The sequence below is a fragment of the Pseudomonas sp. NPDC088322 genome, assembly GCF_044740745.1.
GTDB lineage: Bacteria > Pseudomonadota > Gammaproteobacteria > Pseudomonadales > Pseudomonadaceae > Aquipseudomonas > Aquipseudomonas shirazensis.
Genome location: NZ_JBIURK010000001.1, coordinates 134,029 through 151,442, shown reverse-complemented (window position 1 = coordinate 151,442; position 17,414 = coordinate 134,029). Strand labels below are relative to the sequence as shown.

The window sequence follows — 17,414 nt, the reverse complement described above, 5'->3', positions numbered from 1 at the left end:
GGTGGCGGCAACATTACAATTTTGCAAGGAAGTGAATGCGGCGTAACTTTCCAGCGCGTCCCGTTGACGTGGTCGGGCAACAGGCAAATGACCAAATTGTAATGATCGGATTACCCTGCCGTTATCTTCTGACTGCAACGATATATCCAGCGCAAATATCCCTGCGCCGCCGAGGCAGATTTCATAAAAACAGCCATTGGCACACTAATAAAAACTGCCGTATCAGGGGAGCTCTGGATGAATGTCAAACTAGCGCTGTGTGTAGCGGCAAGTTCCGCGTTATCGGCAACTTATGCAGTTTCGGCTAACGCTGCTGACCAAGCCGAAGGTTTTATCGAAGGCAGTAGCCTGACCGTCCTCAACCGCAACTTCTATTTCAATCGGGATGATCGCAGCGCGGCAGCGCCCACTTACAACAGCGGCAAGGGCAATACCAACGGCTACTCCGAGGCCTGGGCCCACGCGATCATCAGCCGTTTCAGTTCCGGCTTCACCCAAGGTACAGTCGGCTTCGGTATCGACGCCTTTGCCATGCTCGGGCTGAAGCTCGACACCGGCGACGGGCGCAACGGCGGCCGCAGCTCCTTCGACATCCTGCCTGTCGCCAGCAATGGCGAGGCCCGCGATGAGTACAGCAAACTCGGCGCTGCGGCCAAGGTGCGCCTGTTCGACACCACGGTCAGAGTCGGTGATGTGTTCCCGTCGACGCCAGTGGTGGCTGCCGGCGATTCGCGGCTGCTGCCAGAGAGTTTTCGTGGCGTCACCGTCGAGAACACCAGCATCGATGGCCTGACCGTGCAAGGTGGCCGCCTGCATGCAATGAGCCAGCCGGTCTCCAGCGACCTCAATGACAGCTTCGTCACGTTCTACGGCGGCGCAGTGGACTCACCGTGGATCGGCTACGGCGGCGGTGATTACCAGGTCAACGACACCATCAGTGTCAGCGCCTATGCCAGTCAGTTGAAAGACGTGTGGAATCAGTACTACACCGGCATCAGCCTGAATTATCCGTTGAGCGATCAATTGGCGTTGATCGGCGGTGCCAATTACTACAAGGCTGTCGATCAAGGCAAACAGCGCCTGGGCGAATTCAACAACAACATCTGGAGCGCCAAAGTAGGCGTTCAATTTGGCGCGCATACGTTGGCCCTGTCACACCAGCGCAACAACGGCGACGACGATTTCGATTACCTGCGCCAGTCGGATTCGATCTTTGTCGACAACTCGATCCAGTACAGCGATTTCAACTCGCCGAAAGAGCGCTCATGGATGCTGCGCTACGACCTGGACATGGCCAGCTATGGGATCCCCGGGCTGTCGTTCATGACCCGTTATGCCCGTGGTAGCGGCGCGGACTACAGCAACGCCAACCGCTTCTACCTGCGTACTGACAGCAACGGCGACCCGCTCACCGAGCAGAAACGCTGGGAGCGCAACATCGAGGTCAAGTACGTGGTGCAGGCGGGCCCGGCCAAGGACTTGTCAGTGCGCATGCGCCAGGCCAACACCCGCGCTACCGCCTTTGAATCGGACCTGGATGAAGTTCGCCTGATAATCGAATACCCGTTGTCGATCCTGTAATACCGCAAGTTGTACCCATTCACCTTGAGTAGCCAAGCGCTCCTTTGGTAAAGGTGGATCTTTTGGCGCCCTTCTGGGCGCCTTTTTTTTGGCCACGCTCCACCTGCAAATACCGGATGGACCCGTATCAAGGCTTACACCTGCCACATCCGGGCCGCTCTGCGGGCCTTCGCGGGTGAACCCGCTTCCACAGATTGGACTGCGCTGCAAAACCCTGTAGGAGCGGGTTCACCCGCGAAGGGCCGCAAAGCGGCCCCTTTCCAAACGCCACCGTATCGATTTCAACACACCGTATCGAATACGTTCCACCATGCCGAAGCACCACATATGCAAGGGTTTGATACCTCTAAGCATTTCTACCCCACCCCGCCCGTATCGAAATCATTCCAATATCTGCCAACAATTAGCCAGAAATAAAGACAAGTCATTGAATTTATTGAATATTCTTCAATTGGCAACGTTATTGCTAACCAATCCTCAACCCAAGAGCGCGGAAGACCGCGCCAACGCCCTGTTTCCTTGAGGAATCCCCATGAGCGAATTGCGTTTCACTGAAGATCACGAATGGCTGCGCAGCGAAGCCGACGGCAGCGTCACCGTAGGCATCACCGCCTTTGCCCAGAACGCCTTGGGTGACGTGGTGTACGTGCAACTGCCTGAGCTGCAGCACTACGAGCAAGGCGCAGAAGCCTCCACCGTGGAATCAGTGAAAGCCGCCAGTGGCGTGTACATGCCACTGACCGGTGAAGTGCTCGAGGTCAATCAGCAACTGGCTGACAACCCTGAACTGGTCAACGAAGACCCGTTGGGCGCAGGCTGGTTTTTCCGCTTCCAGCCGGCCGATGCCGACGCCGTGGCTAAACTGCTTGACCAGGATGCCTACGACCGCCTGATCAAAGCCAACGCTGACGCTTGAGGACCGACCATGACCAGTAACCTCGGCACTGCCAACGAATTCATCGCCCGCCATATCGGCCCGCGCACCGCTGACGAGCAGAGCATGCTCGCCAAGTTGGGTTTTGACAGCCTCGACGCCATGAGCGCCGCGGTGATCCCCGACAGCATCAAGGGCACCAGTGTGCTCGGCAGCAGCGACGGCCAGAGTGAAGCCGAGGCGCTTGCCGCGCTGAAAGCCATCGCTGGCAAGAACCAGCTGTTCAAAAGCCTGATCGGCCAGGGCTACTACAACACCCACACGCCTGCCCCGATCCTGCGCAACCTGCTGGAAAACCCGGCCTGGTACACCGCCTACACGCCTTACCAGCCAGAGATCTCCCAAGGCCGCCTGGAAGCCCTGCTGAACTTCCAGACCATGATCAGTGACCTGACCGGACTGCCGATCGCCAACGCCTCGCTGCTCGACGAAGCCACCGCCGCCGCCGAAGCCATGACCTTCTGCAAGCGTCTGTCGAAAAACAAGGCCAGCCACAGCTTCTTCGCTTCGCAGCATTGCCACCCGCAGACCCTCGACGTGCTGCGCACCCGTGCCGAGCCGTTGGGCATCGAAGTGGTGATCGGTGACGAGCGCACACTGGATGACACCAGCCGCTTCTTCGGCGCGCTGCTGCAATACCCGGCCAGCAATGGCGATGTGTTCGACTACCGCGAACTGGTCCAGCGCCTGCACGCCGGCAACGCCCTGGTCGCGGTGGCCGCTGACCTGCTGGCGCTGACCTTGCTGACCCCACCCGGTGAATTTGAAGCCGACGTGGCCATCGGCAGCGCGCAGCGCTTCGGCGTCCCCCTGGGCTTCGGCGGCCCGCATGCGGCCTACTTCGCCACCCGCGATGCATTCAAACGCGATATGCCAGGCCGCCTGGTCGGCGTGTCGATCGACCGCTTCGGCAAGACCGCCCTGCGCCTGGCCATGCAGACCCGCGAGCAACATATCCGCCGCGAGAAGGCCACCAGCAACATCTGCACCGCGCAGGTCCTGCTGGCCAACATCGCCGGCATGTATGCCGTTTACCACGGCCCGGCCGGCCTCAAGCGCATCGCCGAGCGTACTCACGCGCTCACCGCAATTCTCGCCGCTGGCCTGCAGCAACTGGGCGTCACCCTGCAGACCCAGGCGTATTTCGACACGCTGACCCTGGCCACCGGCGCAACCACCGCCGCCCTGCACCAAAAGGCCCGCGAGCAGCGCATCAACCTGCGCCAGATCGACGCCGAGCAACTGGGCCTGTCGCTTGATGAAACCAGCACCCAGGCTGACGTCGAAGCGCTCTGGCAGCTATTTGCCGGCGAGCAGTCGCTGCCTGACTTCGCCGCCCTGGCTGCGGCCGATGAGTCTCGCCTGCCAGCAGCGCTGCGTCGGCAGTCGGCGATCCTCGAACACCCGGTGTTCAACCGCTACCACAGCGAAACCGAGCTGATGCGCTACCTGCGCAAGCTGGCCGACAAGGACCTGGCGCTGGACCGCAGCATGATCCCGCTGGGCTCCTGCACCATGAAGCTCAACGCCGCCAGCGAAATGATCCCGGTAACCTGGGCCGAATTCGGCAACCTGCACCCGTTCGCCCCCGCCGAGCAAAGTCAGGGCTACCTGCAGATGACCAACGAGCTGGAGGCGATGCTCTGTGCTGCCACCGGCTATGACGCGGTGTCGCTGCAACCCAACGCCGGCTCCCAGGGCGAGTACGCCGGCTTGCTGGCGATCCGTGCCTACCACCGCAGCCGTGGTGACGCGCACCGCAATATCTGCCTGATCCCGTCGTCGGCACACGGCACCAACCCGGCTACCGCGCACATGGCGGGTATGCGTGTGGTAGTGACCGCCTGCGATGCACGCGGCAACGTCGACATCGCCGACCTGCGCGCCAAGGCCGTCGAGCACCGCGAGCAGCTGGCAGCGATCATGATCACCTACCCGTCCACCCATGGCGTGTTCGAGGAAGCCATCGGCGAAATCTGCGCGATCATCCATGACAACGGCGGCCAGGTGTACATCGACGGCGCCAACATGAACGCCATGGTCGGCCTGTGCGCGCCGGGCAAGTTCGGTGGCGACGTCTCGCACCTGAACCTGCACAAGACCTTCTGCATCCCCCACGGCGGTGGCGGCCCGGGCGTCGGCCCGATCGGCGTCAAGTCACACCTGGCGCCGTTCCTGCCCGGCCACGCCGCGCTGGAAAACACCACCGGTGCGGTCTGCGCCGCGCCGTTCGGCAGCGCCAGCATCCTGCCGATCACCTGGATGTACATCCGCATGATGGGTGGCGCTGGCCTGACCCGCGCCTCGCAAATGGCCATCCTCAACGCCAACTACATCGCCCGCCGCCTGGAAGAGCACTATCCTGTGTTGTACACCGGCAGCAATGGCCTGGTGGCGCACGAGTGCATTCTTGACCTGCGCCCGCTCAAGGACAGCAGCGGCATCAGCGTCGATGACGTGGCCAAGCGCCTGATCGACTACGGCTTCCACGCCCCGACCATGTCGTTCCCGGTGGCCGGCACGTTGATGATCGAGCCGACCGAAAGTGAATCGCGGGAAGAACTGGACCGCTTCTGCGATGCCATGATCAAGATTCGCGAAGAGATCCGCGCCGTCGAAAACGGCTACCTGGACAAGGATGACAACCCGCTGAAGAACGCCCCGCACACCGCCGCCGAGCTGGTCGGTGAATGGGCCCACGGCTACAGCCGCGAGCAGGCGGTGTACCCGCTGCCAAGCCTGGTAGAAGCCAAGTACTGGCCGCCAGTGGGTCGGGTCGACAACGTGTTTGGTGATCGCAACCTGATCTGCGCCTGCCCGTCGATCGAGAGCTATCAGGACGTCTGATAGCCGCCTCGCCCGCCTCCACTGGAGGCGGGCGCACCCGGCAGCCAGGCCTGTTCCGAGGAGCAATCCATGTCCCTGAGCGTGTTCGACCTGTTCAAAATTGGCATCGGCCCCTCCAGCTCACACACGGTTGGGCCGATGCGCGCGGCCGCGCGCTTCGCCGAAGGCCTGCGCCGCGACGGCCTGCTGAGCCAGACGACCAGCGTCAAGGCCGAGCTGTATGGCTCGCTCGGTGCCACCGGCAAGGGCCACGGCAGCGACAAGGCGGTGTTGCTCGGCCTTGAAGGCGCCCAGCCCGACAGCGTCGATACCGACAGCATCGCCCCGCGTCTGCAGGCTATTCGCAGCAGTGGCCGGCTGTGCCTGCTCGGTGAGCACGAAATCGCCTTCAACGAAAAGCAGCACCTGGCGATGATCCGCAAGCCGCTCGACTATCACCCCAACGGCATGATCTTTCGCGCCTTCGACGAGGCCGGTTTGCAGTTGCGCAGCCGCGAGTATTACTCGGTTGGCGGCGGCTTCGTGGTCGATGAAGAAGCGGCCGGGCACGACCGCATCGTCGAAGACCGCACCGTCCTGGCCTACCCGTTCACCACCGGCAAACAGTTGCTTGCCCATTGCAGCGCGCAGCAGCTTTCGTTCAGCCAGGTGATGCTGGCCAACGAAGCGGCCTGGCGACCGGAACAGGAAACCCGGGACGGCCTGCTGCGGATCTGGCAGGTCATGCAGGACTGCGTCACTGCCGGCTGCCAGCACGAAGGCATCCTGCCTGGAGGACTCAAGGTCAAACGCCGTGCGGCGGCGCTATACCGTCAGCTCAGCCAGCACCCGGAAGCCAGCCTGCGCGATGCCTTGTCAGTGCTCGACTGGGTCAACCTGTATGCACTGGCGGTCAACGAAGAAAACGCCAACGGCGGGCGCGTGGTCACCGCGCCCACCAACGGTGCCGCCGGGATCATCCCGGCCGTGCTGCACTACTACATGCGCTTTGTGCCCGGTGCCAACGAGGACGGCGTGGTGCGGTTCCTGCTGACCGCCGCAGCGATCGGCATTCTGTACAAGGAAAACGCGTCGATTTCCGGCGCCGAAGTCGGCTGTCAGGGCGAGGTCGGCGTAGCCTGTTCGATGGCTGCCGGGGCGCTGTGCGAGGTCATGGGCGGCACTGCCCAGCAAGTCGAGAACGCCGCCGAAATCGGCATGGAGCACAACCTCGGGCTGACCTGCGACCCGATTGGCGGGCTGGTCCAGGTGCCGTGCATCGAGCGCAACGCGATGGGCTCGGTCAAGGCGATCAATGCTGTGCGCATGGCCTTGCGCGGCGATGGCCAGCACTTCGTCTCGCTCGACAAGGTGATCCGCACCATGCGCCAGACCGGCGCCGACATGAAAAGCAAATACAAGGAGACCGCCCGCGGCGGTCTGGCCGTCAACATCATCGAATGTTGATCTGAACCACTCTCAAGGAGTCACCGATGTCCGAAGTACAGCTGCACAAGACCCCGCTGCACGCGCTGCACCTGGAACTGGGCGCGCGCATGGTGCCGTTCGCCGGTTATGACATGCCGGTGCAGTACCCGCTCGGCGTGCTCAAGGAACACCAGCACACCCGCGCCCAGGCCGGTTTGTTCGACGTCTCGCACATGGGCCAGATCCGCCTCAGCGGCAGCGCTGCGGCGCAGGCGCTGGAAACCCTGGTACCGGTCGACATCATCGACCTACCAGTCGGCATGCAGCGTTATGCGATGTTCACCAACGACGCTGGCGGCATTCTGGATGACTTGATGGTGGCTAACCTGGGCAACGATGAGTTGCTGCTGGTGGTCAATGCTGCCTGCAAGGAGCAGGACCTGGCGCACCTGCGCCAACACCTCGAAGGCCAGTGCGAGATCCAGCCGCTGTTTACCGAGCGTGCGCTCCTGGCCCTGCAAGGCCCGGCCGCAGCAACGGTGCTGGCGCGCCTGGCGCCAGAGGTGGCGAGCATGACCTTCATGCAGTTCCGTGCAGTCAAGTTGCTCGGTCTGGACTGCTACGTCAGCCGCTCGGGTTACACCGGCGAAGATGGTTACGAGATTTCGGTACCGGCCGAAGGTGCAGAGCTGCTGGCCCGGCGCCTGCTGCAAGAGCCTGAAGTGCAGGCCATCGGCCTTGGCGCGCGGGACTCGCTGCGCCTGGAAGCCGGCCTGTGCCTGTATGGGCATGACATGGATAGCGCGACCACACCGATCGAGGCCAGCCTGCTCTGGGCCATATCCAAGGTACGCCGCGCCGACGGCGAACGTGCCGGTGGCTTCCCCGGTGCCGAGCAGATCTTCGCCCAGCAGCACCAGGGCGTGGCGCGTAAACGGGTCGGTTTGCTGCCGCAGGAACGGACTCCGGTGCGTGAGGGCGCCGAGATTGTCGATGCCTCAGGCAAGGTAGTCGGCAAGGTCTGCAGCGGCGGCTTCGGTCCGACCCTGGGAGCACCGCTTGCGATGGGCTACGTCGATCTCGCCCACACCGCACTCGACACTCCCCTGAGTGCGGTAGTGCGGGGTAAGAACGTGCCATTGAAAGTCAGCAAGATGCCTTTCGTTGCGCCACGTTACTACCGCGGCTAAGCCGGCCTGCTTATTCGATTTCGAACCTGTTCGATAACCTTTTGAAAATGGCGCCAGCCCAGGCGCCATGGTATCTGGAGCACTATTGAACAGTGCGCCCGAGATCCTCTTGGTGGGTGCTATGCGAGGGCTTGTCATGGTCGCAAAAGTTGGCGTACATTCAGCCCACTGTGTTTGCATGGGTCGCAATTGATCGTGACTTGGGCCAGTAGCCGCGGTCCGCTACAACCCGTTCGACGACGCTTGGTTTCCTGCACTACAGCGTAATTTTGCCGACTGCCTGCAACAGCAGTGCGCGGTTATCACCCTCTAGAAGATTCATGGGAAACAAGACAATGGCTCAGCGTCAGAACGGTACCGTCAAATGGTTCAACGATGAAAAAGGTTACGGCTTCATCACCCCGGAAAGCGGCGCGGACTTGTTCGTGCACTTTCGCGCAATCCAGGGCGACGGCTTCAAGACCTTGAAAGAAGGCCAGAAGGTCAGCTTCGTGGCAACTCAGGGGCAAAAAGGCCTGCAAGCTGATGAAGTGCAAGTAATCGCCTGACAACTGATATAAAAAAGCCCCCGCATTGACCTGCGGGGGCTTTTTTACGCCTGCAATTTCATAGAATGCGCTTTTGGCCTGACGAGTTGCCTGCATGCCTAAGCACACCCTGCACCCCCAAGGCGAGTTCCCACCCGCCGGCCTCGGGCGCCGACTGGCGGCGATGTTCTACGACTTCCTGCTGTGCACGGCACTGCTGATCGTCACCGCCGGGGCGTACAAGCTGATCCAGATGTCGATCATTGGCCAGGACCGCATGCGCACCCTCACCGACGCCGGCGCGCTGGATGGCGACCCGCTGCTGTCGACGGTGCTGCTGTTCGCGCTGTTCGGTTTCTTCGCCAAATTCTGGACCCACGGCGGCCAGACTCTGGGCATGCAAGTATGGGGCGTACGCGTACAGAACCCCGACGGCAGCGCCATCAGCCTGTGGCAGGCGCTGTTGCGTTTTGTCGTGTCGATTGCGTCGTGGCTGTGCCTGGGTCTGGGCTTTGTCTGGGCATTGTTCGACAAACGCAAACGCGGCTGGCATGACATCTATTCGCAGACGGAACTCGTGAGGGTGCCAAAGCAAAAGAAGTGATTCTGGGCCGTTGAAAACATAGCAGCCACGCCACTCACGCTCTGCGCCAGCGTAGCGAGGCGTGCCCTTGATCTTGATCTTGATCTTGATCTGCTTTTGATCTTGATCCACCGGCGACTCAGGAGGCCGAGCGCAGGTCTTGCGAAGGGAGGTGCCGGCCATGGATGGCCGGCAAGCGCTGCGGCCCAGGATGGGCCGTACAGCGCGGTCCTCCCGGGAGCAAGACCGGAGCGAGGGAACCCCGCAGCGCAGCGAAGGGGCCGGATGTGGAGCCAAGCCCTTTTTTGGTTACGTTTTTGGGGCGTTTGCCAAAAAAGTAACTCGCCGTAAAGGCGAAAGGGGCCCGATCAGCCACCAAAAAAGCCGCATAAGCTCACATTCCCACATCCCAGCCAGATCACCCAGCCCGACGCAGTAACCAAACCCCAGCCAACGCACAAATACCAGCCGGCAACAGCACCGCCAACAACGGCGGGAAGCCAAACACCTGACTAGAAGGCCCCAGCAAATCCTGAGCAATCTTGAAGGTAAACCCAACCAGCACACCGGTAAACACCCGTTGCCCCAAGGTCACCGACCGCAACGGCCCAAAGATAAACGAGATCGCCATCAACACCAGCGCCGCCGTCACCACCGGTTGCAACACCTTGCCCCAGAACGCCAACCAGTAACGCGCATTGTTCAGCCCCTGATCAGCCAGGTAATGGATGTAATCCCACAACCCGGTAATCGACAGCGACTCAGGCGCCAACACCACGGTATTGAGCAGCTCAGGCGTAACCGACACATCCCAACGCTCTTCCGGCGCCTTGATCACCTCAGTGTGATCCCCGCGGAAGTGCGTAGTAGTGACGTCATTCAGCTGCCAATGATCAGTGCTGTAGGTAGCACGACGAGCAAAGCTCGAGGTGATGATCTTGCGCTCGGCATCAAAGCGATAACGGGTCACACCCAACAACAAGCCATTGGGCTGCACCGAGTTGATGTGCACATACTCATCACCCTGCCGGTGCCACATACCGCGCTTGGAGCTCTGCGCCTCACCGCCACCCTGAGCAAGCGACCGCTCGGCCTGCCCCTTGTTCTCCGTCACCGGCGCGATGTATTCGCCGATCAACAGACCAACCAGCATCAGTACCAGCATCGGTTTCATCACTGCCCAGACGATGCGCCCGATGGACACGCCCGCCGCACGCATGATGGTCAGCTCGCTGCTGCTGGCCAGGCTGCCAAGACCGATCAGGCAGCCGATCAAGGCCGCCATCGGCAGCATCTCGTATAGCCGCCGCGGCGCGGTCAGTAACACGAAGTAACTGGCGTCGAGCACGCTGTAGGTGTCGCTCAGGTCACCCATCTCATCGATGAAGGCAAACAGCGAAGCCAGCCCGAGAATGATGCCGAGGACCGCCAGAATGGCCACCAGCACGCTCATGCCGATATAACGATCAAGCTTGGCCACGGGTCACCTCCGCGCGCCGTGCAGCCTGTTTCAGACGCATCGGTTCCCAGTACATCAGGCCCAGGCCGATGAGCAGGAACAACCCGTGCACCCACCACATGCCCAGGGCCATTGGCAGCTTGCCCTTCTCGAGGGCGCCGCGTACGGAAATCAGCATTGTCAGGTAAGCCATGTAGAGAAGAATCGCCGGCAACAGTTTGAGGAAGCGCCCTTGGCGTGGGTTGACCCGCGACAGCGGCACCGCCATCAGGGTCACGATGAATACCAGCAGCGGCAGCGACAAGCGCCACTGCAGCTCGGCGCGCTCACGCAGGCCCGTCTGGCCGAACAGCTCGGAAGTCGGGATGGCTTCACGCTCGGTGACTTCTTCGCTGACCTCAGGCTTGGGCAGCAATACGCCATAGGTGTCGTACTTGATCGCGCGGTAATCGGCCTGGCCGGGGTTACCGTCGTAGCGATAGCCGTTTTCCAGCACCAGGTAGCGGTTGCCGTCGGCCTGTACTTCCTGGTGGCCCTTTTCAGCCACCAGCACCGAAGGCGCGCGGTCCTTGGTCTTGTCCTGATTGAAGCGCTTCTCGGAGATGAACACGCCACTGAGGTTGACGCGGTCGTCCGACAGTTGCTCGGTGTAGGTCACCCGCGAGCCGTCACGCAAGGTCTGGAAACGCCCAGGCACCAAGGTATCGAACTCGGTCAGCGCATCCTGCTGAGAGATGATCTGCTGCACCTGCGCGACGCCCTGCGGGGCCAGGCTCAGGCTCAGCCAGGCCACCAGCAGTGCCACCAGCGCAGCCGGTGCCAAGGTCATGGCGAGCAGACGCTGCTGGCTCATGCCGGTGGCAGACAGCACGGTCATTTCGCTTTCCAGGTACAGCCGGCCATAAGCCAGCAAGATACCCAGGAACAGCCCCAATGGCAGGATCAACTGCAGGAAACCCGGCAGCCGGAAGCCCATGATCAGGAACAGCACGCTCGGGTCAAGAACCCCCTGTGCGGCCTGCGCCAGGTATTTGATGAAACGCCCGCTCATGATGATCACCAGCAGCACAGCGCTGACGGCGCTCAAGGTCAGCAGGACCTCGCGGGACAAATAACGAAAGACGATCAAACCAGACACTCCTGGGTTGTCAGGGGCGGACGCCAAACAATGGCTTCAGACAGCCAAGACCAATGCCGGTTCGCCAGGGGCGAACCTCCATGTAAAGTGCGCGCATTATCCTGTGATTGCCCTCGCCTGTCACTTGGCTACGCATCAGCGCAGACATCGGGGTTGTCAGCACGCTTGCGCGAGGCTCAAACTGGCAGCTTTCCTGCTGGCACGCGAGTACGCGGCCAGGCTCGCATCGAGCGTATCCAGGGCTGACAAAAGCCCATGCGCTATCTGACTGACCATTCGGGGACCCGTACATGGAACTGGTTGTAAAGAGCGTAGCTGCTGCATCGGTGAAAACCGCCACTTTGGTACTGGCCGTTGGCGAAGGGCGCAAGCTCGGTGAAATCGCCAAGGCTGTCGACGAAGCCAGCAACGGCGCCATCAGCGCCGTGCTCAAGCGCGGCGACCTGGCCGGCAAGCCGGGCCAGACCCTGCTTCTGCACGGTCTGGCCGGCTTGAAGGCCGAGCGCGTGCTGCTGGTCGGCAGCGGCAAGGATGACCTTGGCGACCGCAGCTGGCGCAAGCTGGCCAGCGCTGTCGCCGGCGTGCTGAAAAACCTCGGTGGCAGCGATGCCGTACTGGCGCTGGACGATATCGCCATCACTGGCCGCGAAGGTCATTACGGCAAATACCGCCTGCTGGCTGAAAGCCTGCTCGATGGCGAGTACGTGTTCGACCGCTTCAAGAGCCAGAAAGCCGAGCCGCGCGCCCTGAAGAAAATTACCCTGCTGGCCGACAAGGCTGGCTTGGCCGAAGTCGAACGCGCCGTGCAGCACGCTACCGCGATTGCCAGCGGCATGGCCTTCACGCGCGACCTCGGCAACCTGCCGCCTAACCTGTGCCACCCGGTGTTCCTGGCTGAACAGGCCAAGGAGCTGGGCAAGACGCACAAGGGCCTCAAGGTCGAAGTGTTCGACGAGAAAAAAATCAAAGAACTGGGCATGGGTGCCTTCTATGCGGTCGGCCAGGGCAGCGAGCAGCCGCCACGCTTGATCGTCATGCAGTACCAGGGCGGCAAAAAAAGCGAAAAACCCTACGTTCTGGTCGGTAAAGGCATCACCTTCGACACCGGCGGCATCAGCCTCAAGCCGGGCGCCGGCATGGATGAAATGAAGTACGACATGTGCGGCGCCGCCAGCGTGTTCGGCACCCTGCGCGCCGTGCTTGAACTGAAGCTGCCGATCAACCTGGTGTGCATCCTCGCCTGTGCCGAGAACATGCCGAGCGGCAATGCCACTCGCCCGGGCGACATCGTCACCACCATGAGCGGGCAAACCGTCGAAATCCTCAACACCGACGCCGAAGGCCGTCTGGTGCTGTGTGACGCCCTGACCTACGCCGAGCGCTTCAAGCCGCAGGCGGTGATCGACATCGCCACCCTCACCGGCGCCTGCATCGTCGCTCTAGGCAGCCACACCACCGGCATGCTCGGCAACAACGACGAACTGCTCGGGCAACTGTTGGACGCCGGCAAGCGCGCCGACGACCGCGCCTGGCAGCTGCCACTGTTCGATGAGTATCAGGAGCAGCTCGACAGCCCGTTCGCCGACATCGCCAACATCGGCGGGCCAAAGGCCGGCACCATCACCGCTGCCTGCTTCCTGTCGCGCTTTGCCAAGGCCTACAACTGGGCCCACCTGGACATCGCCGGCACCGCCTGGATCAGCGGCGGCAAGGACAAGGGCGCCACTGGCCGCCCGGTGCCGATGCTGACCCAGTATCTGCTCGACCGCGCCAACGCCTGACCGGGCACGGCGGCAGCCCGCAGGGGCTGCCGCCAACGGACTGAATCATGAGCCAAGTAGACTTCTATGTGCTGCCTACCGACGCCCTCGACGCGCGGTTGGATTTTGCCTGCAAGCTGTGCGAGAAAGCCTGGCGGCTGGGCCATCGGGTGTACCTGCATTGCGAGGATGCCGACCAGCGCGCTCAGCTCGACCAACGCCTGTGGCAGTTCAAAGGCGAAGCCTTCGTGCCCCACGACCTGGCCGAGGTCGATGCCAACGCCGTGGTGGTGCTGGGCCTGGGCAACGATGCCGGCAGCCATGCCGACCTGCTGATCAACCTTGGCGGCGAAGTGCCAGGCTTTGTCGGCAACTTCCAGCGTGTAGCGGAAATCGTCGTCGAGGCGCCAGCGATTCGCGAGGCGGCCCGAGAACGGTTCCGTTTCTACCGGGAACAGGGCTATGCTCTGCACAATCACCGCCTACAGCGACTTTAACGACGATGGACAAGCCTTCTTCTCTGCCTACCTCCGCCCACCTGCTGGATGATCTCGAGTCGATTCGGGTGCTGCTGGGCGACGACAACCTGCAACCGCCGCTGCTGACCGATACCGTCGAGCAAATCCCGCTGGTGCTCGACGAGCCGCAAGGCAACCATGCGCCGACGCCCGTGGCCGAAATCGAAGCCGAGGACGACGACGCTGCCCAGGCGCGCCGCCAGGACACCTTGCTGCGGCTGGACGCCGAGCTGCGTGCTGCCGCGCAGTTGATCATGCAGGACGTCATCAACGACTACACCCCGCACATCGAGACCGAAATCAAGCGCCGCCTCGATGCCCGCATGGAGCGTCTGCTCAAGCGCCCCGAATAACCGCACAGCCCGCAGTGCCGCGTAGCGGCGGCTGGCGAAGTCTGCACGCAGCGCTCGCTGCGATCGAATCAGGCGCCTGTCGCGTGCAACCAGCCGCTCCGTTATACTGCTCGGCTTTCCCGAATTAATGCCTAAGGGTCCCGCCGCGCATGGATAAGACCTACCAGCCGCACGCCATTGAAACTTCCTGGTACAACACCTGGGAGTCCGAGAACTACTTCGCCCCACAAGGTGCAGGCGAGTCCTACACCATCATGATCCCGCCGCCAAACGTGACCGGCAGCCTGCACATGGGCCATGGTTTCAACAACGCGATCATGGATGCCCTGATCCGCTTCCGCCGCATGCAGGGTCGCGACACCCTGTGGCAGCCGGGCACCGACCACGCCGGTATCGCCACGCAGATGCTGGTAGAGCGTCAGCTCGAGGCCAAAGGCCAGAGCCGCCACGATCTGGGCCGCGAACAGTTCCTCGACAAGGTCTGGGAATGGAAGGAACAGTCCGGCGGCAACATCAGCCGGCAGATCCGCCGTCTGGGCTCGTCGGTCGACTGGAGCCGCGAGCGCTTCACCATGGATGACGGCTTGTCCGATGCGGTCAAGGAAGCCTTCGTGCGTCTGCATGAAGACGGCCTGATCTACCGCGGCAAGCGCCTGGTCAACTGGGACACCAAGCTGCACACGGCAATCTCCGACCTTGAAGTGGAAAACCACGACGAGAAGGGCCACCTGTGGAACCTGCGCTACCCGCTGGCCGATGGCGCCACCACCGCTGATGGCAAGGACTACCTGGTAGTCGCCACCACTCGCCCGGAAACCCTGCTGGGTGACGCGGCGGTGGCGGTCAACCCGAACGACGAGCGCTATCAGGCGCTGATCGGCAAGTTCGTCAAACTGCCGCTGGTCGGGCGTCTTATCCCGATCATCGCCGACGACTACTGCGATCCCGAGTTCGGCACCGGCTGCGTGAAGATCACCCCGGCCCACGACTTCAACGACTATGAAGTCGGCAAGCGTCACAACCTGCCGCTACTGAACATCTTCGACAAGAATGCGCTGGTGCTGGCCAACGCCCAGGCGTTCAACCTCGACGGCAGCCTCAACGAGCAGCTCGACACCAGCCTGCCTGCGCAGTACGCCGGCCTCGACCGCTTTGTCGCGCGCAAGCAGATGGTTGCCGACCTGGATGCCCAGGGCTTGCTGGTCAGCGTCGATGACCACGCCCTGAAGGTGCCCAAGGGCGACCGTTCCGGGACCATCATCGAGCCGTGGCTGACCGACCAGTGGTACGTGTCGACCAAGCCGCTGGCCGAGCCTGCGATTGCTGCCGTTGAAGACGGCCGTATCCAGTTCGTGCCCAAGCAGTACGAAAACATGTACTTCTCGTGGATGCGCGACATCCAGGACTGGTGCATCAGCCGTCAGCTGTGGTGGGGCCACCGCATCCCGGCCTGGTACGACGAAGCCGGCCAGGTCTACGTTGGCCGCAACGAAGCCGAAGTCCGCGCCAAGCATCAGCTGGGCAGCGACGTGGTACTGCGTCAGGACGACGACGTGCTGGATACCTGGTTCAGCTCGGGGCTGTGGACCTTCTCCACTCTCGGCTGGCCAGAGCAAACCGAGTTCCTGAAGAAATTCCACTCCACCGACGTGCTGGTCACCGGTTTCGACATCATCTTCTTCTGGGTTGCCCGGATGATCATGCTGACCATGCACCTGGTGAAGAACGAGGACGGCACCCCGCAGGTACCGTTCAAGACCGTCTATGTGCACGGCCTGGTGCGTGATGGCCAAGGCCAGAAGATGTCCAAGTCCAAGGGCAACGTGCTTGACCCGCTGGACATCGTCGACGGTATCACCCTCGATGCCCTGCTGGAAAAACGCACCAGCGGCATGATGCAGCCAAAACTTGCCGAGAAGATCGCCAAGCAGACCAAGGCCGAGTTCCCGGAAGGCATCGCCAGCTACGGCACCGATGCCTTGCGCTTCACCTTCTGCTCGCTGGCGTCGACCGGTCGCGACATCAAGTTCGACATGGGCCGCGTCGAAGGCTATCGCAACTTCTGCAACAAGATCTGGAACGCCGCGCGCTATGTGCTGGACAAGGGCGAAGACTGCGGCCAGAACGGCGAAGCCTACGAGCTGTCGCTGGCTGATCGCTGGATCATCTCGCAGCTGCAGCGCACCGAAGCCGAAGTGACCCGTCAGCTGGAGCAGTTCCGCTTCGACCTGGCCAGCCAGGCGCTCTACGAGTTCATCTGGAACCAGTATTGCGACTGGTACCTGGAGCTATCCAAGCCGGTCCTGTGGGACGAAAACGCCCCGATCGAGCGCGCCCGTGGCACGCGTCGCACGCTGGTGCGGGTACTTGAAGTGGCACTGCGCCTGGCGCATCCGTTCATGCCCTTCATCACCGAAGAGATCTGGCAGCGCATCGCGCCGCTGGCCGGCGTCAGCGGCAAGACGATCATGCTGCAACCGTGGCCGGTGGCCAACGAGAGCCGTATCGATACCGTTGCCGAAGGCGATATCGAATGGCTGCAACAGCTGATGAACGGCCTGCGCAACATCCGCGCCGAGATGAACATCGGCCCGGGCAAACCGCTGCCGCTGTTCCTCAAGAACGCCGGCGCCGAAGACCAGCGCCGCCTGCAGGAAAACGAACCATTGCTGAAGAAGCTGGCAAAGGTCGAGTCGTTCACCGTGCTCGGTGAAGCCGACGAAGCGCCGCTGTCGGCGACTGCACTGGTGGGTGATCTGCAGGTGCTGGTGCCAATGGCAGGGCTGATCGACAAGGATGCCGAGCTGGCGCGCCTGAACAAGGAAATCCAGCGTCTGCAGGGCGAAGTCCAGCGCGTCGGCGGCAAGCTGTCGAATGCTGCCTTTGTCGACAAGGCACCGCCTGCGGTGATCGACAAGGAACGCGCCAAGCTGGCCGAAGCCGAACAGGCACTGGCCAACTTTACCGAGCAGCATGCGCGGATTGCAGCGCTGTAACTCGACATTGCTGACCTGAGCGGCGAGGGCTTTGCCCTCGTTTCGCGACACAAGGCCGCTCCTACACCGACCGCGTTCACCTAGACTGACGCGGTTACTGTAGGAGCGGCCTTGTGTCGCG

General features: G+C 62.2%; 13 protein-coding genes. 11 read left to right on the top strand and 2 right to left on the bottom strand.

All coding sequences use genetic code 11. From position 1 onward, the window contains the following. The first annotated feature begins 237 nt into the window (after positions 1-237). The 7 genes from ACIOAU_RS00710 (at position 238) to ACIOAU_RS00680 (ending at position 9,090) form a co-directional block, all read left to right on the top strand. Positions 238-1,581: an OprD family porin gene (locus ACIOAU_RS00710; RefSeq protein ID WP_220633153.1), complete on the top strand. Its 1,344-nt coding sequence runs from the start codon at positions 238-240 to the stop codon at positions 1,579-1,581. A gap of 532 nt (positions 1,582-2,113) precedes the next feature. After that, positions 2,114-2,497 (top strand): glycine cleavage system protein GcvH, encoded by a 384-nt coding sequence (gcvH, locus tag ACIOAU_RS00705; RefSeq protein ID WP_101316925.1) that lies wholly within the window; start codon positions 2,114-2,116, stop codon positions 2,495-2,497. A gap of 9 nt (positions 2,498-2,506) precedes the next feature. Next, positions 2,507-5,362, top strand: coding sequence for an aminomethyl-transferring glycine dehydrogenase (gene gcvP / locus ACIOAU_RS00700; protein ID WP_150572053.1), 2,856 nt, complete (start codon positions 2,507-2,509; stop codon positions 5,360-5,362). A 69-nt stretch (positions 5,363-5,431) separates the two neighbouring features. Further along, a complete protein-coding gene (locus ACIOAU_RS00695; RefSeq protein ID WP_101316921.1) occupies positions 5,432-6,808 on the top strand; it encodes an L-serine ammonia-lyase in 1,377 nt (458 codons plus the stop codon). Between the two features lie 26 nt (positions 6,809-6,834). Beyond that, positions 6,835-7,959: a glycine cleavage system aminomethyltransferase GcvT gene (gene gcvT / locus ACIOAU_RS00690; protein ID WP_150572055.1), complete on the top strand. Its 1,125-nt coding sequence runs from the start codon at positions 6,835-6,837 to the stop codon at positions 7,957-7,959. A 335-nt stretch (positions 7,960-8,294) separates the two neighbouring features. Further along, on the top strand, positions 8,295-8,507 hold the full coding sequence (locus ACIOAU_RS00685; RefSeq protein WP_101316916.1) for a cold-shock protein: 213 nt from the start codon (positions 8,295-8,297) through the stop codon (positions 8,505-8,507). A 94-nt stretch (positions 8,508-8,601) separates the two neighbouring features. Then, the gene (locus ACIOAU_RS00680; RefSeq protein ID WP_101316914.1) at positions 8,602-9,090 is read left to right on the top strand and encodes an RDD family protein; all 489 of its coding nucleotides are present in this window, start codon (positions 8,602-8,604) and stop codon (positions 9,088-9,090) included. 397 nt (positions 9,091-9,487) lie between these two features. Here the strand turns inward: ACIOAU_RS00680 and lptG are convergent, their stop codons facing one another. Beyond that, positions 9,488-10,549 carry an LPS export ABC transporter permease LptG gene (gene lptG, locus ACIOAU_RS00675; protein WP_101316912.1) on the bottom strand — a complete coding sequence of 354 codons (1,062 nt, stop codon included), beginning with the start codon at positions 10,547-10,549 and terminating at the stop codon, positions 9,488-9,490. Then, positions 10,536-11,657, bottom strand: coding sequence for an LPS export ABC transporter permease LptF (lptF, locus tag ACIOAU_RS00670; RefSeq protein ID WP_101316910.1), 1,122 nt, complete (start codon positions 11,655-11,657; stop codon positions 10,536-10,538). The genes lptG and lptF overlap by 14 nt, the downstream gene beginning before the upstream one ends. A 299-nt stretch (positions 11,658-11,956) precedes the next feature. Here lptF and ACIOAU_RS00665 point away from each other — a divergent pair, with 299 nt between their 5' ends. The 4 genes from ACIOAU_RS00665 to ACIOAU_RS00650 all read left to right on the top strand — a co-directional run bounded on the left by ACIOAU_RS00665 (position 11,957) and on the right by ACIOAU_RS00650 (position 17,293). Further along, positions 11,957-13,447 carry a leucyl aminopeptidase gene (locus ACIOAU_RS00665; RefSeq protein ID WP_181089287.1) on the top strand — a complete coding sequence of 497 codons (1,491 nt, stop codon included), beginning with the start codon at positions 11,957-11,959 and terminating at the stop codon, positions 13,445-13,447. Between the two features lie 47 nt (positions 13,448-13,494). After that, positions 13,495-13,923, top strand: a complete 429-nt coding sequence (locus tag ACIOAU_RS00660) for a DNA polymerase III subunit chi (RefSeq protein ID WP_101316906.1) — start codon at positions 13,495-13,497, stop codon at positions 13,921-13,923. Between the two features lie 5 nt (positions 13,924-13,928). After that, positions 13,929-14,297, top strand: a complete 369-nt coding sequence (locus ACIOAU_RS00655; RefSeq protein ID WP_101316904.1) for a DNA polymerase III subunit chi — start codon at positions 13,929-13,931, stop codon at positions 14,295-14,297. A gap of 149 nt (positions 14,298-14,446) precedes the next feature. Beyond that, a complete protein-coding gene (locus tag ACIOAU_RS00650) occupies positions 14,447-17,293 on the top strand; it encodes a valine--tRNA ligase (protein ID WP_150570831.1) in 2,847 nt (948 codons plus the stop codon). Positions 17,294-17,414: the final 121 nt, after the last annotated feature.